The sequence below is a fragment of the Secundilactobacillus oryzae JCM 18671 genome (assembly GCF_000740055.1).
Taxonomy (GTDB): domain Bacteria; phylum Bacillota; class Bacilli; order Lactobacillales; family Lactobacillaceae; genus Secundilactobacillus; species Secundilactobacillus oryzae.
In genome coordinates this window covers 1-23,373 of sequence record NZ_BBJM01000011.1, presented here as the reverse complement: position 1 = coordinate 23,373, position 23,373 = coordinate 1, and the positions used below count along the sequence as shown (strand labels likewise).

At 41.4% G+C, this 23,373-nt stretch carries 32 protein-coding genes; all 32 read left to right on the top strand.

The genetic code is table 11. The features are described from left to right. Positions 1-4: 4 nt before the first annotated feature. The 32 genes from LOSG293_RS04065 (at position 5) to LOSG293_RS03925 (ending at position 23,069) form a co-directional block, all read left to right on the top strand. Positions 5-1,039 carry a major capsid protein gene (locus tag LOSG293_RS04065; protein WP_034527329.1) on the top strand — a complete coding sequence of 345 codons (1,035 nt, stop codon included), beginning with the start codon at positions 5-7 and terminating at the stop codon, positions 1,037-1,039. Continuing rightward, positions 1,036-1,335, top strand: a complete 300-nt coding sequence (locus LOSG293_RS04060) for an Ig-like domain-containing protein (RefSeq protein WP_081919891.1) — start codon at positions 1,036-1,038, stop codon at positions 1,333-1,335. The genes LOSG293_RS04065 and LOSG293_RS04060 overlap by 4 nt, the downstream gene beginning before the upstream one ends. Before the next feature lie 49 nt (positions 1,336-1,384). Then, complete coding sequence (locus tag LOSG293_RS04055; RefSeq protein WP_034527327.1) at positions 1,385-1,567, top strand: LysM peptidoglycan-binding domain-containing protein; 183 nt, start codon at positions 1,385-1,387, stop codon at positions 1,565-1,567. 14 nt (positions 1,568-1,581) lie between these two features. Further along, complete coding sequence (locus tag LOSG293_RS04050) at positions 1,582-1,932, top strand: DUF4054 domain-containing protein (protein WP_034527325.1); 351 nt, start codon at positions 1,582-1,584, stop codon at positions 1,930-1,932. Continuing rightward, positions 1,929-2,540, top strand: a complete 612-nt coding sequence (locus LOSG293_RS04045; protein ID WP_034527323.1) for a hypothetical protein — start codon at positions 1,929-1,931, stop codon at positions 2,538-2,540. The genes LOSG293_RS04050 and LOSG293_RS04045 overlap by 4 nt, the downstream gene beginning before the upstream one ends. Then, the gene (locus tag LOSG293_RS04040; protein WP_034527321.1) at positions 2,540-2,935 is read left to right on the top strand and encodes a hypothetical protein; all 396 of its coding nucleotides are present in this window, start codon (positions 2,540-2,542) and stop codon (positions 2,933-2,935) included. Before LOSG293_RS04045 ends, LOSG293_RS04040 begins: the two co-directional genes overlap by 1 nt. Then, positions 2,910-3,392 carry a phage neck terminator protein gene (locus LOSG293_RS04035; protein ID WP_034527319.1) on the top strand — a complete coding sequence of 161 codons (483 nt, stop codon included), beginning with the start codon at positions 2,910-2,912 and terminating at the stop codon, positions 3,390-3,392. The genes LOSG293_RS04040 and LOSG293_RS04035 overlap by 26 nt, the downstream gene beginning before the upstream one ends. Beyond that, positions 3,385-4,482, top strand: a complete 1,098-nt coding sequence (locus LOSG293_RS04030) for a DUF3383 family protein (protein ID WP_034527317.1) — start codon at positions 3,385-3,387, stop codon at positions 4,480-4,482. Before LOSG293_RS04035 ends, LOSG293_RS04030 begins: the two co-directional genes overlap by 8 nt. Before the next feature lie 16 nt (positions 4,483-4,498). Continuing rightward, complete coding sequence (locus LOSG293_RS04025; RefSeq protein WP_034527315.1) at positions 4,499-4,924, top strand: hypothetical protein; 426 nt, start codon at positions 4,499-4,501, stop codon at positions 4,922-4,924. A gap of 13 nt (positions 4,925-4,937) precedes the next feature. After that, complete coding sequence (locus LOSG293_RS04020; RefSeq protein WP_034527314.1) at positions 4,938-5,351, top strand: hypothetical protein; 414 nt, start codon at positions 4,938-4,940, stop codon at positions 5,349-5,351. A gap of 64 nt (positions 5,352-5,415) precedes the next feature. Next, positions 5,416-5,556: a hypothetical protein gene (locus LOSG293_RS09930; RefSeq protein WP_160171698.1), complete on the top strand. Its 141-nt coding sequence runs from the start codon at positions 5,416-5,418 to the stop codon at positions 5,554-5,556. Continuing rightward, on the top strand, positions 5,556-10,313 hold the full coding sequence (locus LOSG293_RS04015) for a phage tail tip lysozyme (protein WP_051907207.1): 4,758 nt from the start codon (positions 5,556-5,558) through the stop codon (positions 10,311-10,313). Before LOSG293_RS09930 ends, LOSG293_RS04015 begins: the two co-directional genes overlap by 1 nt. 61 nt (positions 10,314-10,374) lie before the next feature. Then, positions 10,375-11,286 (top strand): hypothetical protein, encoded by a 912-nt coding sequence (locus tag LOSG293_RS04010; RefSeq protein ID WP_034527313.1) that lies wholly within the window; start codon positions 10,375-10,377, stop codon positions 11,284-11,286. Between the two features lie 12 nt (positions 11,287-11,298). After that, positions 11,299-11,760, top strand: a complete 462-nt coding sequence (locus LOSG293_RS04005; RefSeq protein ID WP_051907206.1) for a phage baseplate plug family protein — start codon at positions 11,299-11,301, stop codon at positions 11,758-11,760. A gap of 5 nt (positions 11,761-11,765) precedes the next feature. Continuing rightward, positions 11,766-13,004, top strand: a complete 1,239-nt coding sequence (locus tag LOSG293_RS04000; protein ID WP_152551095.1) for a hypothetical protein — start codon at positions 11,766-11,768, stop codon at positions 13,002-13,004. Beyond that, positions 13,004-13,393: a hypothetical protein gene (locus LOSG293_RS03995; RefSeq protein WP_034527311.1), complete on the top strand. Its 390-nt coding sequence runs from the start codon at positions 13,004-13,006 to the stop codon at positions 13,391-13,393. The genes LOSG293_RS04000 and LOSG293_RS03995 overlap by 1 nt, the downstream gene beginning before the upstream one ends. Continuing rightward, positions 13,394-13,759 (top strand): contractile injection system sheath initiator, encoded by a 366-nt coding sequence (locus tag LOSG293_RS03990; protein WP_034527309.1) that lies wholly within the window; start codon positions 13,394-13,396, stop codon positions 13,757-13,759. Beyond that, positions 13,746-14,903 (top strand): baseplate J/gp47 family protein, encoded by a 1,158-nt coding sequence (locus tag LOSG293_RS03985; protein ID WP_051907205.1) that lies wholly within the window; start codon positions 13,746-13,748, stop codon positions 14,901-14,903. The genes LOSG293_RS03990 and LOSG293_RS03985 overlap by 14 nt, the downstream gene beginning before the upstream one ends. After that, positions 14,896-15,597, top strand: coding sequence for a hypothetical protein (locus tag LOSG293_RS03980; protein ID WP_051907204.1), 702 nt, complete (start codon positions 14,896-14,898; stop codon positions 15,595-15,597). The genes LOSG293_RS03985 and LOSG293_RS03980 overlap by 8 nt, the downstream gene beginning before the upstream one ends. 52 nt (positions 15,598-15,649) lie before the next feature. Next, entirely contained in the window at positions 15,650-17,239 is a 1,590-nt protein-coding gene (locus LOSG293_RS10115; protein WP_235786803.1) for a hypothetical protein, read from the top strand. Next, entirely contained in the window at positions 17,239-17,589 is a 351-nt protein-coding gene (locus LOSG293_RS03970) for a hypothetical protein (protein WP_034527304.1), read from the top strand. The genes LOSG293_RS10115 and LOSG293_RS03970 overlap by 1 nt, the downstream gene beginning before the upstream one ends. Positions 17,590-17,714: 125 nt before the next feature. Next, a complete protein-coding gene (locus LOSG293_RS03965) occupies positions 17,715-18,170 on the top strand; it encodes a hypothetical protein (protein WP_034527301.1) in 456 nt (151 codons plus the stop codon). Between the two features lie 2 nt (positions 18,171-18,172). Beyond that, positions 18,173-18,340 (top strand): XkdX family protein, encoded by a 168-nt coding sequence (locus LOSG293_RS10325; protein WP_152551094.1) that lies wholly within the window; start codon positions 18,173-18,175, stop codon positions 18,338-18,340. Between the two features lie 102 nt (positions 18,341-18,442). Then, positions 18,443-18,547, top strand: coding sequence for a CD1375 family protein (locus LOSG293_RS10260; RefSeq protein ID WP_252903771.1), 105 nt, complete (start codon positions 18,443-18,445; stop codon positions 18,545-18,547). Between the two features lie 29 nt (positions 18,548-18,576). After that, on the top strand, positions 18,577-18,726 hold the full coding sequence (locus tag LOSG293_RS10035) for a hypothetical protein (protein WP_191976213.1): 150 nt from the start codon (positions 18,577-18,579) through the stop codon (positions 18,724-18,726). Between the two features lie 76 nt (positions 18,727-18,802). Then, complete coding sequence (locus LOSG293_RS03955; RefSeq protein ID WP_034527299.1) at positions 18,803-19,177, top strand: hypothetical protein; 375 nt, start codon at positions 18,803-18,805, stop codon at positions 19,175-19,177. Next, positions 19,170-19,409: a hypothetical protein gene (locus LOSG293_RS03950; RefSeq protein ID WP_034527296.1), complete on the top strand. Its 240-nt coding sequence runs from the start codon at positions 19,170-19,172 to the stop codon at positions 19,407-19,409. The genes LOSG293_RS03955 and LOSG293_RS03950 overlap by 8 nt, the downstream gene beginning before the upstream one ends. Then, positions 19,406-19,678, top strand: coding sequence for a phage holin (locus LOSG293_RS03945; protein WP_034527293.1), 273 nt, complete (start codon positions 19,406-19,408; stop codon positions 19,676-19,678). Before LOSG293_RS03950 ends, LOSG293_RS03945 begins: the two co-directional genes overlap by 4 nt. Further along, the gene (locus tag LOSG293_RS03940) at positions 19,662-20,762 is read left to right on the top strand and encodes a GH25 family lysozyme (protein ID WP_051907203.1); all 1,101 of its coding nucleotides are present in this window, start codon (positions 19,662-19,664) and stop codon (positions 20,760-20,762) included. The genes LOSG293_RS03945 and LOSG293_RS03940 overlap by 17 nt, the downstream gene beginning before the upstream one ends. Positions 20,763-20,848: 86 nt before the next feature. Further along, positions 20,849-21,505 (top strand): type II toxin-antitoxin system death-on-curing family toxin, encoded by a 657-nt coding sequence (locus LOSG293_RS03935; RefSeq protein WP_051907202.1) that lies wholly within the window; start codon positions 20,849-20,851, stop codon positions 21,503-21,505. Between the two features lie 639 nt (positions 21,506-22,144). Continuing rightward, positions 22,145-22,651 carry a hypothetical protein gene (locus tag LOSG293_RS03930; RefSeq protein ID WP_034527290.1) on the top strand — a complete coding sequence of 169 codons (507 nt, stop codon included), beginning with the start codon at positions 22,145-22,147 and terminating at the stop codon, positions 22,649-22,651. Positions 22,652-22,706: 55 nt separating this feature from the next. Next, positions 22,707-23,069, top strand: a complete 363-nt coding sequence (locus tag LOSG293_RS03925; protein ID WP_051907201.1) for a hypothetical protein — start codon at positions 22,707-22,709, stop codon at positions 23,067-23,069. Positions 23,070-23,373 lie beyond the last annotated feature (304 nt).

Genomic DNA, 23,373 nt, shown 5'->3' with positions numbered 1-23,373 from the left:
TTAAATGCGTACTTTAGCGGATATTGAAAATCCAAATGCAATTATTGGATACTGGAATCAACGTGCAAATGAGCGCCAACCATATCTATATCAAAGCCTATTTAGTACTGTCTACAACAGTACAGATGAGGTTGAATTAATCTATGGGGAAAACGAGCCAGCTCGTATGCTGACTGCAACTACTGATGACGTTAAAGCTGTTAAGCTTAACAACATTGGTTTTGAAAGCGACAAATTTGGGTTAATTCCATTCAAGAATTACAAAGGCATGGATGAAAAACGTCGTAGCGATATTAAAAACGCTTTGGCAAATAATGCCAGTCAAGCGCAAGTAGAGGCTATTACTAATACCCAATATCAAGACCCAGCTACTTTATTGACTGACGCAACCTTTACGCGTGAAGTATTGTCAATGCAAGCTCTAACGACTGGAAAAATCTCCGTAACAAGCGGAAATTTACTTTACAAGCGCGACTTTGGCTTGCCTGCGGAACATAAAGTTGAAGTTTCCACTGAGTGGGGAAATATGGATTCGGCTCCATTGGCTGATATTCAAGAACAAATTGACAAAATCAACGATGACAACGGAACGGTTATCGCACATGCTCTGATGAATGGTCGTACTTTCCGGAAAATTGCTAAGTCTGGAGAAGTGATTAACTCCTTAGCTATCGACAAATCAAGTAACAACATTGCGATTGCTCAACCAGCTGTTAAGCAACTCATCACAGATACGCTTGGAATTGACACACTTATCTATAACAAGGGTGTTGGCTCTGACCGCTTTATTCCTGATGACACAGTAATTCTGTTGCCAGCTGGACCGGTTGGACGTTTAGCTTGGACGGATACCAACGAAGATTTAGGACTTCAAGGTGAATCAAGTGTTCAACTTTCTCGGACTACAGACGGTATGACGCTTTATACTGCACGTCAGTTTGATCCAGTTGGTACTTTTGTTCATATTTCACAAAAAGTCTTACCAGCATTCGATAAGGTTCGCAACGTTGTGATTATGAGTGTAGGCCCAAAAGCATAACGCCATCTGAAAATGATGGCGGTAAAGAAGTAAAGGTACCCGTATCGGGAATTGCCTTAAGCCAAGCGACAGCCACTGGTGATGTAGGCAAGACGGTTGAATTACAAGCAACTGTTACACCTGCAGAGGCTACTGATAAGACGGTTACCTGGACTACTAGCGATGCAACGGTTGCAACGGTTGCAAACGGTACTGTAGCCTTTGTTGCTCCAGGAACTGCTACGATTACCGCAACTTCTGGTGACCAATCAGCTACCACCAAGGTAACAGTAAAAGAACCTGTAGTTGAGGATTAAGAGCAGACTAGTGATGCCGAATAATTTTCCTTAGAAAGGAGGAATTGACTTGGCTAAACAAGCAAAAGCTTCTAAAAAAGCTAATCCCACGACTTATGTTGTCGTTGAAGGGGATAGCGAATATCTGGTCTCAAAAAAGCTGGGTGTTTCGGTTGGTAGTCTTCGTGATGCCAATACACGTTTCCCAGCACCATATTTAAAGGTGGGGCGCAAGATTAATGTCCCTCAATAAAGGAGGGCATAATCATGATAGAAAATCTTAAAGAAACGGTTCAGAAAAAGCTTACACAAACCTACCCTGAATTGTTTGATGACGAATCGGCAAATAACAAGCTGGATTTGTTCATCCGACAAGCTGAGATCAAGTGTCGCAGTTACAATGTATCTGATGATGATATGGAGACGTTAGTCACGTTATTTGTAGCGCACTTACTACATCAGTCAGAACAAGCGGATGGAGTAGCAACATCAGTTAAAGCTGATGTGTTTCAAGTTAACCTATCTGATACTAACGGCACAGACGTGTACTTTGACCAGTTCAATGACATGTTGAACGCGCTTGGCTTGAATGATGGATGGAAGGTGCAATTCTTATGAGTGAAGCCGATGACTTTAACCACTTGGGACGAGCAATCGAGATTCTTTCTGAATTACAGCATCACACGGTCTTTGTGGGTGCGCTTAAGCAGGAAGGTGATCGTTCAATCGATTTCATGCAAATGCTAATAGGTGTTAGTGAGACGGGAGCTACTATCCAACCGTCGCACAGTAAGTACTTGACGATTCCAATGCCAGTAGCTGGTAAACGAAAAGCTCGTGAAATTGACGGGCTTTTTTTCTATACCACAAAGGCCGGAAAGCCAAGTCTTGCTCGACAAGAAAATGGCAAATTGGTCGTTTATTTTCTGTTGGCCGAACAAGTTAGAATCCCAGCTCGACATCTGTTGACGAACACAGTTAAACGCATTCGTCCCCACGTAGCGAAGATTGCAGCAGAAGAGGTTAGCAAGGTTCTGAATGGAACATCAACTTCTTGGAAACCTATTCTCAATGCTGTTGGCGAGTACGTTTCCATTCAAATGAAACGGGCTATGGCGAATGCCAGCCCTAAGAACGCACCTATTACTGCAGCTAATAAAGGATTCAATAATCCGCTAATTGATACTGGTGCAATGCAACGTTCAATCAGCTGGGTGGTGATCTAATGCCTGCTAAGGTCCAACGGCTTATGAGTCGCAATATTAACAAGATATTCCGATTAATGAGCGTTGATTTTGAATATGCGATTCCCACAACCACAGCTGACGACCATTGGGGTGATCAGAGTAAGGAACCACTGGAATGGCAATCTATCCGAGAACCAATTATCTCAGTCGGCAATAGTGCTAGTACGTTAGTGAAACTACCTGGTGGGGATGCAAGCTCATATTCATGGGAGTGGCTTTCTCACTTGGAAGTTCCCGAAAAGACAGTCGTACGGTATAGAGGTCAACAGTTTTCGGTTACACGTTACGGTGACAGTCAAGATATTGTTGGTGCCTATTTGTACTTCCTTCAAGGAAGGAGTGATCATATTGACGTACAACGCAAAAACCTTTGATTACGGTGAAAAAGTGGAGGCATTCCGTCAGATTATTACGAATATCACGGGATTGTCTGTTGTGCCGATTAATCGGGAAAAATTGCCGGAATATCCTTATATCACTTTTGATTATCCTAACGGAGGTGTTCCGGAAACGTGGAATAATTCCCGTGAATTGGAGATTTTCCGTTTTCAAATCACATTAAATTGCTATGCCGAAAAGCCTCAAGAGTCGATGCAAATTGCAAATGACATTGAGGTATTACTTAAGGATCCAAAGTATCACGAACAACTTAGAAAAGCTGGAATTATCGTGGTTGACGCTGTACCAAACAGCATTACTGCCAACGATTTTACCAGCCTTTTTAGTATCTACGTTCAGCCCGTAGAGGTAACTCTCAGGCTATTGCGTAGCTATGTATCAGATTTTCCACGAATTAATTCAACTGACTTAGGAGGTCACTCAAATGTCTGAAAAGATTATCGATTTATCGCCAATCCACATTGTGACAACATACGACCGTCCAATTCTAGCGAATGGGATGGCTGGTGTTGCATTGATTGAGGCTGGTGCAAAGGAAGGCTTAGAAACTTATCGCAATGTTGGACAAGTTGAACCAGTGCACGAAGTTGACACGTATGAATATAACTTCGCTGAAAAATATTTTTCAAATGAAAACTCACCATTATTTCAAATCATTACTTATGCGGCTTCTGATGCTGTTCCAGCTTCTGAGGGTGCTGCAGAACAACCTACTGTTAGTGCGGCTGATGCTGCAGTTGCTGCAGTTAAGAAGTACTACGAAGCTGGTGCTGAATATTTCGTCATCAAAGTAGACAAAAGCAATCAAGATGTTGCTATTGCAGTTTCTAACTTCGTTGAAGCTCAAGACAACAAGGTATTAATTTTGGATATTCCAACGGCTGATAGTCATCCAGACTTTAGCTATCTGACACCAATCAAGGGCAACAAAGCAACCTTGGTTCTTTCTCTAGTTAAATATGGTGAAACAGATGCGGACTATCAACTAGCAGCCACATTCTTGGCAGAATATGCCAATAGTTCTGTAGGTCGTGACCCTGAATTCATCCACAAATTAGATGGGCTTACACCACAAGACTTATATGAATTTAATGCTGAGACGTTGGCTAAGTATTACACGCCTTACAACGTGGTTACCTACGAATATCGTAATGGAGTTCCTATGTTTAGTGGAAATAAATCTCAATCCGGAGATCAATTTGCCATTATGTTAATCAGAGACGCCATTGCCAATGACATTACAGCTAAGTCGGTTAACTTATTCATCAATAATGGACGTATTCCATATGACCAAACTGGAATCGACATGTTCTCAGGTCAGATTAAGCTGACGCTTGATTCATACGTACAACGTGGATTGATTCGGGATAATTACACGATTGTCACTGTTAATTCTGATGATGTACCAGATTACAAGAAGGCTAGCGGTAAGTTGACGGGTATGGGCTGGAAGTACCAACCGGTATTTTCTATCGACGATGTCACTTTTGCACAAACACTTGTGCTACCAGAACAAGCTTAATTAGGAGGAAGAGAATATGGCAGGATCAATTAACGATTATACAAACGCCCGTTGGGACATTGCCGACATGGTTGTCCAAATTGACGGTATCAAACCAGTGCTGTTTACATCAGGTGATATTTTCACGTTATCGTTCGCAGAAGATAACATCACTATTTCATCTGATGCATATGGGCATGGTATTACGGTTATTAACCACAATGGGCAAGCTGATTTAACAATTAACATTTCACGATTGGATCCTATCTGGACAAAAATCCTGAAAGAAAAGGAATTTAAAGAACAATCGCATGAAATTATTATCTACACGCCGGTTGAAATCATCAGTACAACCTCAGCTTCGTTGGCTAAGATTCCTGATTTGAACGGTAACAAGGAAGCGCCAACTGTTCCATTGCTATATCACTGTGTCAGTGCATCAGTAGACCCTAACGAACAATAGGAGGACCATAAAAATGGCTGAAGAAAAAGTAACTGAAGAAAAGACTGAAAAGAAAGATTTTACAAAAGTTCCACTGAAAGAACGTACCGAAGTGAAGGATATTGATGATAAGACTCGTCAATATCTTGTTACTGAAACTGACGGCACAACGATTAATGTGAACGTTACTATGCCTAACTTGCGTGTTGCCGAATCAATCGATGATACGCGTAGTCAAGTGGTAGTGACTGACGATGGTAATGCCATCCAAGCGACGTCATCTCGTTTCCACCAAGCACTATTTGGCTTGTTTAGTGCGGTAGTTGTCGATAATAAGCCAGCCGGTAAGATTGACTGGGACTTTTTCGACAAACACGAAATTGCAACATTCCGCTGGTTGATGAACGAAGCGGCCACGTTTTTTGACTCAAAGTTTAACGCCGATTAGTGATTTTGCAGTAAAGAGGTATCTGGATGAATTTCCAGATGCCTATTTTAAATGGAGCGCATTTATGGACGGTTCTGCAACGTTATCTACTCAAGAAATTCAACAGATGACAGCACCAGAATTATCGGTTTTGCGTTACGCAATGATGGAACGCGATAAGAATCGTCATGCGCTTTATGAGTCTATGTTGGGAGGTATGTCGTAATGGCAACTGGTGGTGGGACGCTACACAATACGATAGCTTTACCCGTAAAACTTGATCTCAACAAACTCAGAAATGCTAAATTGCTAGTCGATAAAATCAACAAGAGCGTGACATCAGCTAATAAGTCCCTTGAAAGTATGGTCAAACAGTTAGATAAGGTATCTAACCAACTGTATCGAGTAGCCGACCATGCTGAGGATATGAGCACTAAGTATCAACGCAATATTGCGGGGATGAGTTCAGCCAATCAAGTGGCAGCTAAATCTGCTAAGGAATATGCGCAGGCAGCTGAACAAGCAGGGCGAAAGGTTGTACAAAGCAATTCGGGTGCTGATAAGCCAATTAATCAAACTCGAGAAGCCTATCGTAAGGCAACGCAGGAAACTAAACTTTTTGGGCGAGCACAGAGGTCTATCAGTGGTTCGACTGGTGGTTTAGGGAAGTCTAGAACGCAAGTTGAGCGCTATGGAAATTCAGTAGCCTCAGCAACCAAGAAAACGCACAAGTTTAAAAGCATCATGCTTGGCGTAGTAGGTGGTGCGATAGGTTTTTCGGGCCTAAATACTATTAGTGGTGGCATCCGGTCTATGATCAGTGAACTTGACGAAAGTAGTAAAGCTTGGCAAACGTTCGAAGGCAATCTTAAAATGAACGGATATTCTGATAAGCGAATTAAGAAAGTTCAGGGCGACTTACAGAAGTTTGCTCAACAGACTATCTATTCTGCTTCGGATATGGCTTCAACGTACAGTCAGCTAGATGCTGTCGGGGTTAAGGATACTGAGAGACTGGTTAAAGGCTTCGGTGGATTAGCAGCTGCAGCTGATGATCCTGCGCAAGCAATGAAATCCTTAAGTCAACAAGCCGTACAAATGGCGGCCAAGCCAAAAGTTCAATGGCAAGACTTGAGAATCATGATGGAACAGGCACCAGCTGGTATTTCAGCAGTTGCTAAAGCAATGCATACCACGACCGGTGGCTTAATTCGTGACGTACAGGCTGGCAAGATTAGCTCTAAGGAATTCTTAGATATGATCGGTAAAGTCGGCACCAACAAGAACTTTGCTAAAATGGCGACGCAATATAAAACTGTTGGCCAAGCAATGGATGGACTACGGGAAACCGCAGCCAACAAGTTGCAAAAGACCTACAACAAGCTGGGTAAAGCCGGTATTGGTGCGGTCAGTGGCATTACAGATGCGATTGGTAAAGTTGACGAGGATAAACTTGCAAAAGCCATCCAACCTACAATCGATAATATGGAATCATACGTTAAATTCATGATAAAAAATGGATCGACGTTTGGTTCCATTTTTGGTTCCGTAGGTAAAATAACCGGGACCATTGCAAACGGTGCGTGGAATACTTTTGCTGATACTTTATCTCTTTTGGCAGGACATTTGCCGGGAACTAAAACCAACCTAAAAGATGTTGCAAAATATCTGGACGATATTTCTAAGCATAAAGAAGCCTTGAAAATTATTGGTGGTACTTTAGCCGGTTTCTTTTTAGTTTCCAAAGCTACTCAATATGCCCTAGCACTGAGAAAAGTAGCAGTTAGCATTGGGTTGATTAAAGCGGCTAATGGTTCAAAAACAGGAATCCTAAGTAGTTTTTCTCAAAGCCCTTCTGCTTTAAAAAAACAGACTATGTCCGTTGGAACAGTTGGAACAAGTCGGAATGCTACAAATTTTGGTAAAAAAGCAGGTACTACCTTTGGTACTTATGCAAATGCTGGAAGTAGAAGAGCTGGTAATACTGGTGGAAAGCATTTTGCTCAGTATGTTAAATCAGCTGGAAACACGGCTGGAACAAAGGGCGGTTCGAAATTTGTTCGAGCAGTTAATGGATTGAGTTGGGCTATCTTAGGTGTAGAGGTTGGTTCTCATGGAGTTTCTGCCTTTAAGCATGGAGTAAATAGCAAAAAGGGTGGTAAAGAACTTTGGGCTGGTGCTGGTACAGCAGTTGGTGGATCAATAGGTATGCTTCTTGGTGGATCAACAGGAATGATGATTGGTGCCACAATCGGTGAAGGTATTGGTAAATATCTTTCAGGATTAAAAATCTTTAAGGACGTATCCAATAAGGTAAATAAAAGCTCATCTAGTTATGACAAAAAGCATGGGAAAGGTTCCATGCAAAAAATGCGTACTGGATATAATGAACTTCAAGGTGGCGACGCTAAAAAGCTTCAAAAAGAAACTAAGAAGTTGGGCGGATATAAGAAGCAGCACTTCAACCCTAATCAGCAATACGCTGGTTTTGCGACTGGTGGCGCTATTAAGAGAAACCAAATGGCGTTGGTTGGTGAGCAAGGTAGTGAGCTAGCCTATAACGCCCGTACTGGACGAGTTAGAGTCCTTGGTATTAATGGTCCTACGATGGCAAAACTGTTCGCTGGTGAGCATATTCTCAACGCTCGTGATACTCATAAGGTATTGCGTGGTGGTGCAGGTGCTGGAATGGTCCTGCCGGGATATGCTAGTGGAACAACGAAGCTTAAAAAGGGCTCTGGAGCCGTTGCTTCTGTCAACTTGGATGTGTCTAAGAGTACTAAATCGCTTAAGAAGTTAAGCCGAGGTTCTAAGCAACAATGGACTTCCATTAGTCGCGACACTGATAAGAGCACTAAGAAGCTTCAAAAGAATACGGTCAACAGCTTCGACAAGACCCAGAAAGATTCTCTCGTACAAATGAAGCAGATGCACAAGGGAATGAACGCAGTTACCAAAGATATGGTTGAAGATTTCTACAAAATTTTCAGCAAACTTGATAATTACGCACACAAGGCAATGTTGAATGCCATTAAGCAATTAAATGGTGGTATCCGTGGCATTAACACAGTTCTGAATAAGTTTGGTGGCGGTGGTGATGTACTGCCATTGATCCATTACGCTCAAGGTTCGAAAGGGCCCATTAGCAAGCACACCATGGCAGTCGTTAACGATGCCACGTCAGGTCCTCGACAGGAAACGATTGTGGCACCTAACGGACGCGCTTACATGCCACAAGGTGATAATGCTGTCGTACCATTAGGACCTGGCTACGAGGTTCTAAACGGTACAGAAACAGCACAGTTGCAAGCCGTTGGAGCTTTGCCACACTACGCTAAAGGTACTGGTGGTTTACATCGTCTTATTGAGAACAGTAATAAGAATCCTAAGAATGCTTGGAAGCGAGACTTTACAAGTAATCTCAAGGGGAACTTAGCATCTTCATTAGGACGTGGCCTTGCTCAGACTTCCAAAATGGCATCTAACTCCGTTGGATTGCCTTGGAATGCCGAGGTATGGTCACAACTGCAGAACGCTATGAGTGGCGGTGGTGCAGGTGGGCCAGTTACACATTCTCCTGGTTCAGGATGGGGTGTTACGTCCGGATTTGGTCATCGTAGTAATGTTGGTGGCGGATATTCTAGCCATGATGGTGTTGATTACTACGGCGCCAAGACAGTCCACGCCATGAATACCGGTAAAGTTACTCATGCCGGGGGTGCTCCGAGTGGTTGGGGTGGTCCACGAGGTATTGGTGAAAATATTGTTGTCGCTGGTGGTGGATTGAGTTACATCTATCAAGAGTTAAACGGCAAGAGCAATAGCGGTGCGAAGCTTCTCGTTGATGTCGGCGATACCGTCAAGGCTGGTCAAGCCATCGCTAAGTTGGGACCTGCTGGGACTCATGTCCACGTCGGTGCTACTCATCACAAGATGTTTAGCATTGGTGGTTCATCGACTGCGGGTTGGCTAGATCCACGAGAAGTAACAAGCAAGGCGATTAAGACTAGTAAAGATAGCAAAAAGTCTAAAAATCCAGCTCTAACCAAGCTCGTTAAGTCTGAACTTGGCAAGAGATTGAGTTGGGTATCCGATAAGCTAGGCGAAGACGCTATTGGTAGTATCGGTAGCCTGGGGCTCGCTGGTGGTGTGGGTTCACGTGCTCGCACGTTAGCTGATGCCCTCAGAAAGCTTTATCCAGCTGCAACTACCCAAGGTATTGCCGCAATTCTTGGAAACTGGAGTTTTGAATCTGGGCTAAACCCAGGTGCAGTTAACCCGGGTGGTGGTGCTTCTGGTTTGGGGCAATGGTTAGGCGGTCGGAAGACGGCGCTAATCAACTTTGCCAAAAAGCATAACCAAAATTGGAAGAGTGCTGGCACACAACTTGAGTTTGCACTTAAAGGAGATGGAGCTAACAGCTCAATTTTCAAACGGATTTTGAGTGGTAAAGGGTCTATCGCTTCTTTAGCAAGTGCTTTCTCAACTCAATGGGAACGTGGCGGTTATACTGCTCAACACGTTGCTGGAGCTAGAAAGGTTGCCTCTGCTATTGCTAAACATGCAAATGGTGGATGGGCTAAGAACGGCAAATTAAACGTCTTTGGTGAAGTTAAGGGTGAGCCAGAAGTGGCAATTAACCCTAAGCGAAATTCAGCAGATAGTCTGATTGCTCAAGTCATTGGTGCAAGAGCTGCTGCAAATAGTCAGTCTCCATTTAGAGGAATTTTAGACTCGTTTAAAGCAGCCAAGTCTCGTAAGAAGTTGAAGCAAGACATCGTGGGCGGTCATGGCAGAAAGACTAGTGGTGATAGTCACGGGCGATCCATGCCTAAGATTGAAATCCACAATACCTTTCAAATCTATGGCAATCCAAGTGACGATCAAATTAACGAAACTACTTCAAAGCTTGAAGAATCAGTGGAGCAAGCAGTTAATAGAATCGCCCAAAAGATTTTCAACAAGTTCGAATTTGACTCATAAGAAAAGACCGTCACTGGACGGTCTTTTCTTATACATAGAAATTTACTTCAACAGAAAGGAGTTGGTTATTATCGCAAGTAAGAAAACAGCTACCAGTAAATACGACAGTATGATAGCAGGCTTCAATAAAACTATTAAAAGTACCCAGAAGAAAATTACCAAGCTAAAGAAGAAAGTTGATCCGAAGGGCAAGAGTAGCAGTGTTATCAAGGCACTAACCAAGAAACAAAACGATGCCAAGAAAGCGAAGGATAAAGCTGCGTCAGCTAAAAAACGGGCAGACGAAGAGGAACATAAAGTGACTATTTTAAACTCGGTAAAAGATGATGATCGGTTTGAAAAGGACGCCTATGTCATGCCAAACTATCCCCGAGCAGATGATTCTTACGTTTTTATGTTTGTGACGGATGAGAGTGAACCACATAGCACTAATGTAGCTACACAGGCAGTTGAGCACGGGATGAATATGGTTACGACAACCCAGATGAACGCGCCCACTATTTCTGTAACTGCAGTTCTTGGTGGCGAAACCATTGATGATATGGACCAGATTAAAAAAGATTTAGTTAAGCTCAGGCGTTGGACTGATCACGGTACCGATATTCGCTGGAACAGCGAGGCAGGGTATCAAGAGCATGTCATCATGAGCGACTTAACTTCCGATTTTAACCGAGCTTCTGGTGGTACAGGCATTAATACCTGCAACATTACTTTTACTCTTACTATCGCAACATATTTTGATTCAAACGTGAAAAAGAAGGCTAAGAAAACAAAAAAGACTGGTAGTAAACCTAAAAGTAAAGGAACGGGTAAGGGTAAGTCTAATAGCAAACACAAATATATTGTGGCTAAGTCAGGATACACGTATTGGTACGTTTCACAAAAGACAGGAGTAAAACTCAGCACAGTTGAGAAGTTGAATAAATATCCTGCACGTAAAATTCCAATTGGTGCCAAAATTTATTACTCGTAGGAGGGAAATGCTATGGAATACGATTATTTAGATTTTAATATTGATGATTTCCCTCAAGAGTTTGAACACGACTTTAATGGTGTTAGCTTTACGCTGAAAATTTACTATAACCGAGTTGGTGACAGTTTCCACATAGACATCAAGGATGAATATGGGGTCGATATTGTATTGGGTGAAAAGCTTGTTTATGGACAAGCGTTATGGATGTCAGTTAATGATCAACGATTGCCGGTTGTTGTTTTAACACCGATTGATGAAGATGGTGAAGAGACTGAGGTAAGTGCTCTCAATTTCCCAGTACGCGTTAAATTAGCGTTTTTAGGTGAGGAGCAAAATGATGACATCGTTGTAGATAATGACGATTTGGCTCTGACTGATGAAAGCGATGAAGAGACTGATGACGCCGATGACTCAACAGACGCCGATATGAATTTGTATGGCAATGATTCGACAGTAGGCGGTGAGCGTGGATGAAAATGGTGCACTTTTATCAACGGATAGAACTCGATAATGGAAAAGAAAAGTTTGTCCTCAAGACAACGCACAGACAACCTTTCACTGCGCAGATTGAAGTAACGATGAATTTTAGCAACGACGATACGCCTTCTACTACTGAATTTACCATTCATGGATTGCTAAAAGAACATAGTGATTTATTTAAAAAGGGAAATCAAATCGATTATTACGCTGGTTTTTTTAATGCAGACTTTTCAGAGCATCTCATTCGACACGTGGTGCATGGAACAATCACGACTATTCAACCACGTAAGAATGATAGCGGTGATTGGCAACTGTCCTTTACGATGCAAGACGGTGAGAAATACGACAAGCTAAAGCCAATTAAAGTCAAAACTAGTAAGAAGATTCGACAAGTCGCATCACAAAAGAGCCTAGAATCTAAAATTAGCGCTTATAACAGTAAAACCAATAAGGCATTTAATTATTGGCGTGACACACATCCACACGCTTCGGATAAAGAAGTAAAGCAGAAGCGAGCGCAAGCTACTAAGAAAAAGAAGCAGGCACGGACGCAACTCAGTTCTTCATGGAATAAGCAACGCAAGTACCTTGTTAATCACAAAAAATATCAAGTGAAAACCGCATACAAAGCCTTGAGTTTTAAACCAGGAACCAAAGGATCCACGATCATAAAAAAGATTGCTAAACTGGCCGGAATCAAAATTCAAACAGTCAAACTAGTTTATGACCGTAAGTACCTTAAGGGATATACGGCTAAGAAAAAACCACTAGCCTGTATTAAAGAAATAGCTGCTGATTGCAACACAACCGTGTATTGGAAGCATGGCTTTCTTCAAGTACAAGACTTTGTTAAGCAGAAGAAGCTGGATTATGTGGCGACGAGTACCACTGGACTTCTTGACCCTCCTGAATATCAAGAGGATAGCGATGTCGGTAAAAGTTGGCAGTTAAATTTATTATTCAATCCAGATATTAGTTCAGGATCAGTATTTCAGGTTAAACATGAAAGTCTAAGCGGATGGATGATTGCTTTATCCGGGTCATCAACAATCTCGACTGGAAGTACGTCTATCACCTCTGTAGTGGTCCAACCGTTCGATGAGTATAAAAAGAAACAACAAAAATCAATTTCAAAAAAGAAGAAGAGTGATAAGGCAGCCAAGGCGAAAAAAGATAAAGCAGATCGAGAAAAAGCTAAAGAAAAACGAAGCAAAAGAAGTAAAGGGGGTAAGAAATAATGGCAGCTGAAAAAGATTGGACCTCAAAACTGGTCAAGGCAATGTTAAATAATTCGACTGAGTCCATCTCAGTTGCCTATCTCGCTAAAATCAATAAGCTGAGCCCCCCAGAAGCAGAATTACAACCCCTTGCGGTGATTGGTGGCAAGAAACAAAACGTCGTCTCTAAGGCTCGTTTTTTAGTTTTGCCGTTGGTAGGAAAAGACGTTTCGCTGAACCTAGATTATCGGGTGGGGGATAACGTTGTTGCAATCGTTTTGGATGATGACGATATGTATTTTACTAACAAGAGCACGTTCAAGGTGGATTCTAATCGTAAGCACGCGATTGATTTTGCCTATGTTATCGGTAAAGTTGCTGATGCTACAGATTTTAAAGGTGGTGGTTAGATGGCAGAAGACTTTGCGTACACTCAAGATGGAGATTTAGCCTGGGTAAATGGTGGACCAATGCTTATTTCAGGGACGGAAGAATTGAAACAAGCGCTGATGAGCCGAATTCAGACGCCTTTGGGTGTTTTTATGGATGAAGATGTCGGGATGTCTTTCGAATGGTTTCTGGGAGGATTTGACGAAAATGCTTCGAAAGTTGCAATTGAAAATGCAATTAAGCAAGACCAAAGAGTAGTTAATGTTAATGAGGTGACGCCGATTATTAGTGAAGATGGTCGAACAGTTACCTTTCATATTGTTGTAGCAACCACTTTAGGAACCATAGATTTCGACAAGGAGGTGACAATGAATGGCACTGAGTGATTATGGGTTAACCGAAAACGGTTTTGTGTTACCGGAATTTGACGCTTTACTTGCGGAAATTAAAGCTACGGTTAAAAACCGTATGGGGAGCGGTACCGATGTTTCTGATGGTTCAAATATGGGTAAGTTAGCCTTTGTGTGGGCGGACCAACTGCTAGAAATATATGAGCATATGCAGGATGTACATGATAGTGCATTTAAGCCGTTTGCAACCGGAGTTTCGCTTGATCGCTTAGCATCAAACGATGGAATCCAGCGTATATTAGCTCAACCAGCTCAAGCAACTTTGTTGATTACCGGGAAACCGGGTTATCTGGTTGAAGAAAACTCCGAGTTCATGACTGACAACGGTGATAGCTTCTTCACTGCCGAAGATGTTCAGATTGATCAAGATGGAAAAGCAAACGTCCTTGCTTATAGCGAAGATAGTGCCAGTTATGCAAATGTTGATGCCAATACAATTATCAATCCAGCTAATCCAGTAGACGAAATTGAGGAAGTAACGAATCCTGAACCTGCCGCTGGAGGCGTCGATTTGGAAACAGACTATGACCTCCGCAGACGTTTATTGGTTGTTTCGGATGCTAGTGAAGGGCCCACACCATCTGGTCTAATAACTGCCATAACCAATGTTCCAGGAGTTACAGGTGTTACTCTTCAAGAAAACTTAGAAAATGTAGTAGATAGATACGGTAACCCACCACTATCACTACATTTTTTTGTATCCGGAGGAGTACCGGGAGATATTGCGCAAGCTATAGCTACTAACATTGCGGCTGGAGCTATAACAGTTGGAGACCAAGAACATCATGTCATAGTTGATGGCAATGATGTCGAGGTACATTTTGATACAGCTCAGGTGGTTAAGTTATCTTTCAAAATAAATTTGTCCCAGTCAGAAGGATACGATGAAGGTGCTGTTAATGAAGCTGTTTCAGAATTTTTAGATGAGTTCGATATGGGACAAACTATTATTCTGAATAAACTATATAGCTACCTGTACGGACTTGATGGTGTTGCAGAAATTTCAAATATCCAAGCTAGTTTAGATGGAACGAATTTTTCAACAAATAATATCAGTCTAGAAAGGTATCAGACTGCAGCGACGACTGATGACCTGATAGAGGTGATCGTCGATGAGTGATGAACTGCAAAACGGACAAACTTTTGATCAATATCATAGAATGCAAAACGCTAAGTATGTCGGATTTAGAGCTAACCATAAAGGCACTCATTTTGATGACTTAATACAGTTTGTTGATGAGCTAGTATTTACAACCAGGATGCAATTAGATGAGCAGGATAAAGCACTCAGTATCAATTATGCCCACGGACTTGAACTTGATGATATTGGTGACAATTTTTCGATTGATCGTAATGGTTTAGATGACGAAACGTATCGATTTTTACTAAAATCTCATCATTTAAGCAATAAATCAAAAGGTACCTGGCATGATGTTTTATCCATAGCAGCTAATTTATTGGGGTGCAATCCAGAAGACGTTACTATTGTTCCTAGTCGCAAAATTATTGACGGGAAAGATACAGGTGACCCCAATACGGTTGAAATTGTTGATGTTGATATTGGCAAAGTCACGCATGCAAACTTGCTACCAATGCTTACTGATGAGCTTCAAAAAGCAATGGCTGGAGGATTCAAAATTAAACAAATTGGGTTCTCTACCAACATCAAAACAAATGCTTTCGTAGGAATTAGCACGTCCGGACATTTAGAAGCTGATATTAGTATCCCAGGATACGTCGAAGTACCGGTTTCAGTTGCGCCGACCGTGTATACCGGGGTAGCACTCAAATTTGATTATGATGTTTCTATTTAGTGCAGTGGGCACTGGGCTTTTTATTTTGCCAAAAATTTAAGGAGGGATGAAGTTGCAATATAATTCGAAAAGCTTAACTCGAGACGGAGCGACCATTTTCGCACAAGCAGACGCTACGAAGAAAGCCTTGATTGTGGACAAGTTAGTTGTTTCTGAAAGGGTGATTCCAGAAGGAACAGATATTTCGACATTATCATTAAATGATTTCACCAATGCAAAACAGTTTGATGCGAACAACGTATCACAAAGCAACAACACCTTTACGGTTACATCTGTTGTTAGCAATGAAGGTCTTACAAAAGATTTTTCGTTATCAATGATTGGGGTTATGGGACACATTGACGGGGACACAACCCAGAAAATTCTCGCAGTTGCATTAGGTATTGACCCATTTGTGTTACCTGCTGACCAAGGAACACCTTTTAGATTCTTGCCATCTGTAAGCATCGGGTATTCAGCATCTCAAAATGTGGAATTACAGGTCAACGATGATGTTTACATTACTCAAAAGGATATTGATAGCATCCTAGCTTCAAAAGGATATGTGACTCAAGAGAAGCTTGACGAGCTTCTTCCCGACGACATCGCTCGCACCGGCGCAGACAACAAGTTCACGGGGGCTAATTCATTCGAAAAGCCAATTACAATGCAAGGTAAGACGGTGGCGACCACGGCGGATGTTAATGCTAAGCAAGATAAAATTGGTTACACACCTGCTGATGATAGCAAAGTTTCCACATTGCAAACTCAAGTTAATAACAGTGCTGTTGGGACTAACTTGTTACTAGGGACTGCAACTCCTGCATCTATTACGGGTAATGCTTCTGGTAATCAAGTTGCACGTACTTATGACCTAGTTGGGGGTATGAATGCTTATAACTTGTATCAAAAATACGGGAGTTGGTTTACCTTAAGCTATGATTGGTCTGTTACAGATACGGCTAGTGCTTACACAGGGGATATGCAACAACAGTTTTATGGGAACCCTTGGGGTTTTGGTGATATTACTACGATTTCAAGCAGTAACACATCAGGGCATAAGGTTACTACTTTCACTCTGTCAAACAGCTCTAGCAATAAAGCTAGTTTCTTTGATTTTCACCTAAATAATGTGCCAACCACGTCAAAAATTACAGTGTCTAATATGAAGCTGGAAAAAGGTAGTGTAGCTACTGATTGGTGTCCTAATCCATCAGAGATTTTGACGGAATCTGACGATAGCAAAGTAGCTCACCTATCTGGAGCAAACAATTTTGACACTGTCCCAACGGTTAAAAATAACCCATTACTTCTCGCAAGCAGTTTACCGTCTGACTTAGCACGAAAGGGTCAGGATGCTAACTTTACTGGTAAGCTTCAAAAATCTGGTGTCGATGTTGCCACAGCCGCTGATTTATCCAGCTATATCACAAAAGACCAGCTCACCGCTATCCTCAAGGACTACATCAAGGTTGACCCTAACACTGGTTTCGTTAACAAGAAGGTTAACTTCCACTATGGTGACGCTATGATTGAGGGTCACACATTAGGCTGGACTGAATGGGTCTACGATGAGGCAACTGCAAAAGCGCAAACGGCACTATATCCAGCAAACATCTATCTTGTTGGTGACAAGCCATCGACGACTGGAGGTGCTAGCTAATGAGCAATGCAATACCAAAAGCACATCAAGGATTTAATGATGGAAAAGAGCTGTTTGATAACTCGGTGACATGGAGAGACATGACGTGGAAACAAAACGAAGATTCGTATACAGTTAAGTACTTGATAACGGCTGAGGGATTTGTCCTGTTTGATGGTGAATTAATACCATCAGGATATTCAGTCTTTATAACTGCTGAGCTACCTCCTGAAATAGCCGCTTTGCCTAACTTAAGATTTTATGCCAGTAACTTCATGAATATGCCGAGTTATGATTCTATTTCACAAACAACTTTAAAATTAACCAACCCTCACTCAATAAGAGAACTTATTTTACAATACGATATTTAGGAGGAATAACTATGTATAAACGTTGTTATACCTGCATTTTGTCGAGGAAAATTTTGGCAATGACATTTACTCGATAGCACTCAAATTGAATATTTTTTAATCCAAACTTTTAAGGAGGAATCACAATGGCAACATACTATGTAAAAGCAAAAGAGGTCGATACTGATGGTCGACGCTACTTCACAGACGACCTACCAGTATTAGATTCAGCAGACGGATTAACCGAGGTGACGGTACCGGATGTAGATCAATATCCACAATATTTTCTGTTGTTCTGGAACAAGGGATATTACTTAGACGAAAATGATCAGATTGTATCGCCTGGCAATTTACCTGATTTAACTATTGGCTATCTTCGTGACGTTATTAATCGTCAAGGCATTCAATTAGATAGTGCCATCAGTACCGCTAATGATTTGAAGAAGCTGACAAGCAACTTGACGTTGCAACAAACTCAACTTAATTCAACATTGACCGAAGCACAAACGACAATTAAGAAACTTCAAGGTATGGCAGGTAGTTTGACGCTACAAATTGCAACTCTGCAATCAAAACAAACCACTGGAACGGAGGCAAAATAATTATGACATTTCCAGATATTGACACATTAGAACTACTTTTCTCATGGGGCACGGACATTAAGCCTTATGTAAGTTTGAGGGTTATCACGGCAGACGATTACAAAGCTATCACCGGCGAAGCATATGTAGCACCAACAACTCAAGTAACGACCACAAGCACCACTAACTAGCTTCTACTCAGCCAGTTAGTCAGTGTTTTTATTTTACCCAAAATTAGGAGGGGGCGCATATGAAACATCTGCTGACGCTAAAACAGATGGGAGTGAATCCTAATGAACGCACTCGCACAGCTTTATGCTAACTCAATCAAAGCTAAGCAACGTAAGCTTGAGGATGTACCAGAACGACTAAGAGAAGCCGTTTCTAAGTTAGTTTAATTATTAAAAATAAAAGGAGATAAATTATTATGATGAACAAGAAATTTTCAGCTTTAACTATGTTATATGTTGCTAACGTACTAGACGGTGGACGTACCGTTGAAGAGTGTCCTGCAGTACTGCAAGCCGACATTCAATCCATTCTCGCTTCTGCAAAAAACGAAGACGGCGCCGAATAATCTACTGCAGTTTAGTGATTATTGGCGCTTTTATTTTGGGACTGCTATGTAGCGGTCTATTAATGGGGTGAGGAAAATGTGGGATTCGCTTAAATGCAATCCATTCCACGCTCTTCTAAGCTTAGCGCAAATTGGCATTGGCCTGCATCTGATTAGCCATGACTCCTATTTCGTGTGGCCACCTTATGTGGCGGGAATTGCTAACGATGACATCATAGGCGGTGTATTCGTGCTTGTCGGATTAGGCATGATGTATTGGGTATTTGACCGCCAACGATCTGTACGATTTGACCACGCATTACTAATCATCTCAGCTGGGGTCATGACTACACTAACGTTTTACCAATGGTTACACTACATCGTTCTAGGAATTGAAATGCCTTGGATTAGCAATGCCGCGCTAACCGGGGTCATTTTAATCTTAGCGGAGCGGAGCAATTCGAGTGATTAGCTACCTTGGTCCGCTTTTGCGTGACCTACTAAATCCGTTTATCGCAGTTATCCCTGGTGTACTGATGGCATATTTCACTTATCGTTTGGGGAAGAGAAAGTCCGCCAGAGAAGAGCGAGAGTCGTCCAACGAAGAGTGGCGGAAACTGTATCACGAGGCTAAGGATCGCAATGCCGAATTGCAACATGAGCTTGATGAAGAGCGTGATAAGAAGGGGGACAAACGTCCATGAAGAAATTGAATTTTAACATTTATAGCAAAGCAGACTGGCTAGCTTTAGCCGGTGTTTTGGTACTGGTTATCCAGTACGTAGCACAGTTATTTGGCTTTAAGTGGGGTGACACCGCGCAACTGATGAATGGCGTAAATACCATCATCATGCTGTTTACATCGTATGGTTTGGTACGAGATACCACGCCTACACAAACCGATAACGAGATTGCGGAAGCAGTCAAAAAATCTGAAAACAAGGGGGATTCAACCAGTGCAAAAACTAATTAAACACATCTGCTTAACTGGTCTAGCATTCGTTGCTGGGCTTTTTATTTACACTAATGCCAGTGCTGCTAAGCTACCTATTTATGACCTTTCCGAGTGGCAAGGAAACATAACAGCTACGCAAGCCAAGCGTCTTAAAACTGAGGTCGGAGGCGTTATCCTACGGACTGGTTATGGTGCCAACTATAAGGACAGAGTAGTTGATCACAACATCGCTATGGTCGAGAAGTACAATATCCCCTATGGTGTGTATCAGTTTGGGCAGTATTCTAGCGTAGCTGACGCACGTACTGAAGCCAAGTATGCTTACGCACGTGCCAAGCGGGCACTCTTCTACGTTAACGACGCCGAGGAGCATACGACTACAAGCTTTAGCAAGGCTACGCAAGCCTGGGGTGCAGAGATGCAATCGCTGACTAAAAAGCCAGTGTATCTGTACTCATATCGCTACTTCTACAACGCTTATATTGGCACCAAGAAGAACTATGATGGTTTCTGGTTAGCCGCTTACCAATCTAGTCGGCCAGTCCCTAACGATTACCAGCTATGGCAATATAGCTCAACGCACTATTCTAGTGCACTAGGCAAGGCATTAGATTCTAATACGCAAATCTCTGGCAACTGGTTTGGTAAGTCAACAACCGTGTCGGCCAACTCGTATCCTTACGGTGGTCGCTTCAATGGCGAGACGGTTCAAGTACGCAAGGCAGCCAATTTCTATTGCAGTTCTTCTAAGCTGGCTACTAGTCTGCAAAACAAGAATCTTACCATTAAACAGACTAAGACGATTAAGTCTGGCAAGTCTCGCCAAGCAGTATTGCTATATAATGGAAAGACAGTCATCGGCTGGTTCAAGGCAGAGGACGTGCAACCTTACTACCACGCTGATTACGTGAAGAAGTTGAAGGTGACAAACAGCAAAGGGATCTACACTTACCTAAATGGTAAGCGTGCCGTTCATTACAAGAAGGGGCAAACGCTTAAAGTCGGGAGCTTTAAGCTAAGCAACGGTACTTACAAAGCGGTTCATGCTGGTCATACTACAACGTTTACTGCTAATAAGTATTTTGTGAAATGGATTAAGTAACTGAGAACTCCTGCTCTTGTAGTGGGGGTATACATAGATATGGTATTATTAATTTAATAATTGCTGGAGTTAGGTGGTTAACTCAAATGAATCTTGACGTACTATTAATTACGAACTATAAGGCAAAACAACTTAATGAATTTAAGCTTTTGCTTGCTAGAACAATGAAATTAAGCAAAACGGACGATTGGTCTATGCATGTTCGTACGGTTAAAGATAAGCATTGGCTCACTATTCGTTCAGGAAATAAGAAAGCGCGATTACTACTTCTTGCACTGCCACTCATGTTTAGTGATAAAACTGAATTTTATAATGATCTTAATTTCAAAGCGGAAAAGTATCTTTTTACAGAAGAGTGGATTTATGGTTTGAAGGATAAGCCAGGGTTGGAACAAGTTATAGGTTCCACAAACCAAGAATTTTTTGGAAGGGATGTGCATCCTACCGTAGTTGATAAGGCTACTCACCTTTGGTACTCTATTGCTACTAAACAGCTTTTTCATAACGGAAACAAGCGGACGGCCTTGTTGTCGGGCATTACATTACTGAATCTTAATTTTATTGACTTACCGAATGTTGGAGCTAAAGAACTGTATAACATTTCACTAAAACTTGCTGAAAAAGAAATGAGCGAAGTGCAGTTGAAGCAATATATTTTGGCACATGCAGTACTTAGTACCAAGTTCATGAATCTATATTTAGATCAATTTAGCTATGTTAACGAATCAAGGGGTAATGATTGACAGTTATCTAAAATCAAAGTAAACTAACTAAAGTTAACTAGGAGGGATAATATGCAAATGATAAGTGTGTCGAAAAAGAAGATGTCAAAGCGCATGTTGTCATCTTTAAAAATAGAGAATACTCAAAGACCCAACGAGCGGTTTGAGAAACAGACTGTAAAAAAAGTATTTGACAACGATAACATTAAACAAGCATTAGAAATGCTAGCCAAAGTATAATAATCGGTGTATATACCAAAGCGCACCTGATCTCTTAGCTGAGATTGGGTGCGCTTTTTTTGCGTACAATAAAGCAAATTAAATCGAATTAATTACTACAAACGTATTGATTAATTAGTACATATGTAGTAATGTATAAATATAGAAAGGAGGTAGCCATGAGGAAACGGCAAAAGAAAAAGCCTACCGATTCAGATATAAAGGTTCTCACGGTAATCTTACTCATTACCCAAATCATACAAACCATCATATCTATATTCGATAAGCTTTTAAAATAATCGAGCAAGGGGCTTGCCCCTTGTTTGCTGTACACATTATATCATGGCTATAATATTATGAAAACTATTAAAACATTATTGATTGTCCTTATTGTATTGTCAGTGATAAACATCTTAATACAGTTATTATAGGAGGGGTATTTTGACAGAATATTTTTTGAAACGGTATATTAATGAAGACTTGAAGATGTCTGTGAATGAGTTTTCTAAACAGTCGGGCATCAAGCAAGTTACATTAAATAGCTGGATTAACCGAAATCATAAACTAGCATTAGACTTGCCAATAAGAGTTTATACGGCGCTTAGTGGCATTAGTCGTACGTTCATCAATGACGTTTTATCGAAAATGCAGGATTATGAAGAAGAATGGTTAGCCGTTCCTAAGAATCATCTATATTTTGTATACACTGGACGTTTGGAACCTATCAATATTGCCGAAGAGGTTTGTTTGAAAATTGGCGATCGTAGCATCTCCTTTGAAACCACGAGTGATGGACTAGGCTATATTTTCGATAGTTTCACTTTATTAAAAAAAGAAGATCGGTGGATACTTTTGAATAATGACACTGATACAGTGGTCTATGAACAGGTTAAAGGGGAGAATGTTGACGTTGATAAGGTAGCTAGGTTTATTGGAAAGACACAATAATTTATACGAATGTACGTTCTGGTTCTGTGGTAGAATGTTTCCGAGGTGATTAACCATGGAAAATTTTACGGATCCGGAGTATATTCGCAAACAGCTCCCAGAAGACATAAAGATTTTGAACGAACGAATTGGTGCAGCGTTCAAACGTTTGCCAAAAACACAGTACAACATCATGATCGTGGACTTTAAGTTGCAACCGCAAAAGTACAATATCTTCGTCAATGCCTTCCCAAAAGGCAGAAGAATTAAGTCCACACCAGTCCACTCAATCGATATTCATGATTTAGATTATCTAGAAAAAGTTATCGACGGTATTGAATTTCAACTGACAAAGGTCTATCGTGGCTTTGATGAAACTGCTAAGTGGCCATCGACAGGAAAACCAATCATAAATCTGAGGGGCGATAATATAAGATAGGTAATTTCTAAAACGCATTCTGAGCCATTTTCAGAATTATGGGTGGTCAAGTTATCGAGTGTGTTGTGAGAATCTTCCTATTAATATAGAAATATTGTCTAATTATGTTTTTGACGAATTTTGTTCTGTAACATAAGCAATTAGCTACACTTTTGGACTTTAATCTAGTACTATAGAGCTAGTGGGAACTTCCTCCGAACGAAGAAGTTGAGACGACATGTCGCCATTCTTACTACGAAAATCCAAACCAGTACAGAATAATCTAGATTCATCTAGAACAACCTGGAGTTTTTACTACTTATGA

Bases quoted from the DNA above. Each gene is read 5' to 3' on its own strand.
- LOSG293_RS04065 (WP_034527329.1), top strand. From the start codon at position 5: ATGCGTACTTTAGCGGATATTGAAAATCCAAATGCAATTATTGGATAC.
- LOSG293_RS04050 (WP_034527325.1), top strand. From the start codon at position 1,582: ATGATAGAAAATCTTAAAGAAACGGTTCAGAAAAAGCTTACACAAACC.
- LOSG293_RS04045 (WP_034527323.1), top strand. From the start codon at position 1,929: ATGAGTGAAGCCGATGACTTTAACCACTTGGGACGAGCAATCGAGATT.
- LOSG293_RS04040 (WP_034527321.1), top strand. From the start codon at position 2,540: ATGCCTGCTAAGGTCCAACGGCTTATGAGTCGCAATATTAACAAGATA.
- LOSG293_RS04030 (WP_034527317.1), top strand. From the start codon at position 3,385: ATGTCTGAAAAGATTATCGATTTATCGCCAATCCACATTGTGACAACA.
- LOSG293_RS04025 (WP_034527315.1), top strand. From the start codon at position 4,499: ATGGCAGGATCAATTAACGATTATACAAACGCCCGTTGGGACATTGCC.
- LOSG293_RS04020 (WP_034527314.1), top strand. From the start codon at position 4,938: ATGGCTGAAGAAAAAGTAACTGAAGAAAAGACTGAAAAGAAAGATTTT.
- LOSG293_RS09930 (WP_160171698.1), top strand. From the start codon at position 5,416: ATGGACGGTTCTGCAACGTTATCTACTCAAGAAATTCAACAGATGACA.
- LOSG293_RS04015 (WP_051907207.1), top strand. From the start codon at position 5,556: ATGGCAACTGGTGGTGGGACGCTACACAATACGATAGCTTTACCCGTA.
- LOSG293_RS04005 (WP_051907206.1), top strand. From the start codon at position 11,299: ATGGAATACGATTATTTAGATTTTAATATTGATGATTTCCCTCAAGAG.
- LOSG293_RS03995 (WP_034527311.1), top strand. From the start codon at position 13,004: ATGGCAGCTGAAAAAGATTGGACCTCAAAACTGGTCAAGGCAATGTTA.
- LOSG293_RS03990 (WP_034527309.1), top strand. From the start codon at position 13,394: ATGGCAGAAGACTTTGCGTACACTCAAGATGGAGATTTAGCCTGGGTA.
- LOSG293_RS03985 (WP_051907205.1), top strand. From the start codon at position 13,746: ATGGCACTGAGTGATTATGGGTTAACCGAAAACGGTTTTGTGTTACCG.
- LOSG293_RS03980 (WP_051907204.1), top strand. From the start codon at position 14,896: ATGAGTGATGAACTGCAAAACGGACAAACTTTTGATCAATATCATAGA.
- LOSG293_RS03970 (WP_034527304.1), top strand. From the start codon at position 17,239: ATGAGCAATGCAATACCAAAAGCACATCAAGGATTTAATGATGGAAAA.
- LOSG293_RS03965 (WP_034527301.1), top strand. From the start codon at position 17,715: ATGGCAACATACTATGTAAAAGCAAAAGAGGTCGATACTGATGGTCGA.
- LOSG293_RS10325 (WP_152551094.1), top strand. From the start codon at position 18,173: ATGACATTTCCAGATATTGACACATTAGAACTACTTTTCTCATGGGGC.
- LOSG293_RS10260 (WP_252903771.1), top strand. From the start codon at position 18,443: ATGAACGCACTCGCACAGCTTTATGCTAACTCAATCAAAGCTAAGCAA.
- LOSG293_RS10035 (WP_191976213.1), top strand. From the start codon at position 18,577: ATGATGAACAAGAAATTTTCAGCTTTAACTATGTTATATGTTGCTAAC.
- LOSG293_RS03955 (WP_034527299.1), top strand. From the start codon at position 18,803: ATGTGGGATTCGCTTAAATGCAATCCATTCCACGCTCTTCTAAGCTTA.
- LOSG293_RS03945 (WP_034527293.1), top strand. From the start codon at position 19,406: ATGAAGAAATTGAATTTTAACATTTATAGCAAAGCAGACTGGCTAGCT.
- LOSG293_RS03935 (WP_051907202.1), top strand. From the start codon at position 20,849: ATGAATCTTGACGTACTATTAATTACGAACTATAAGGCAAAACAACTT.
- LOSG293_RS03925 (WP_051907201.1), top strand. From the start codon at position 22,707: ATGGAAAATTTTACGGATCCGGAGTATATTCGCAAACAGCTCCCAGAA.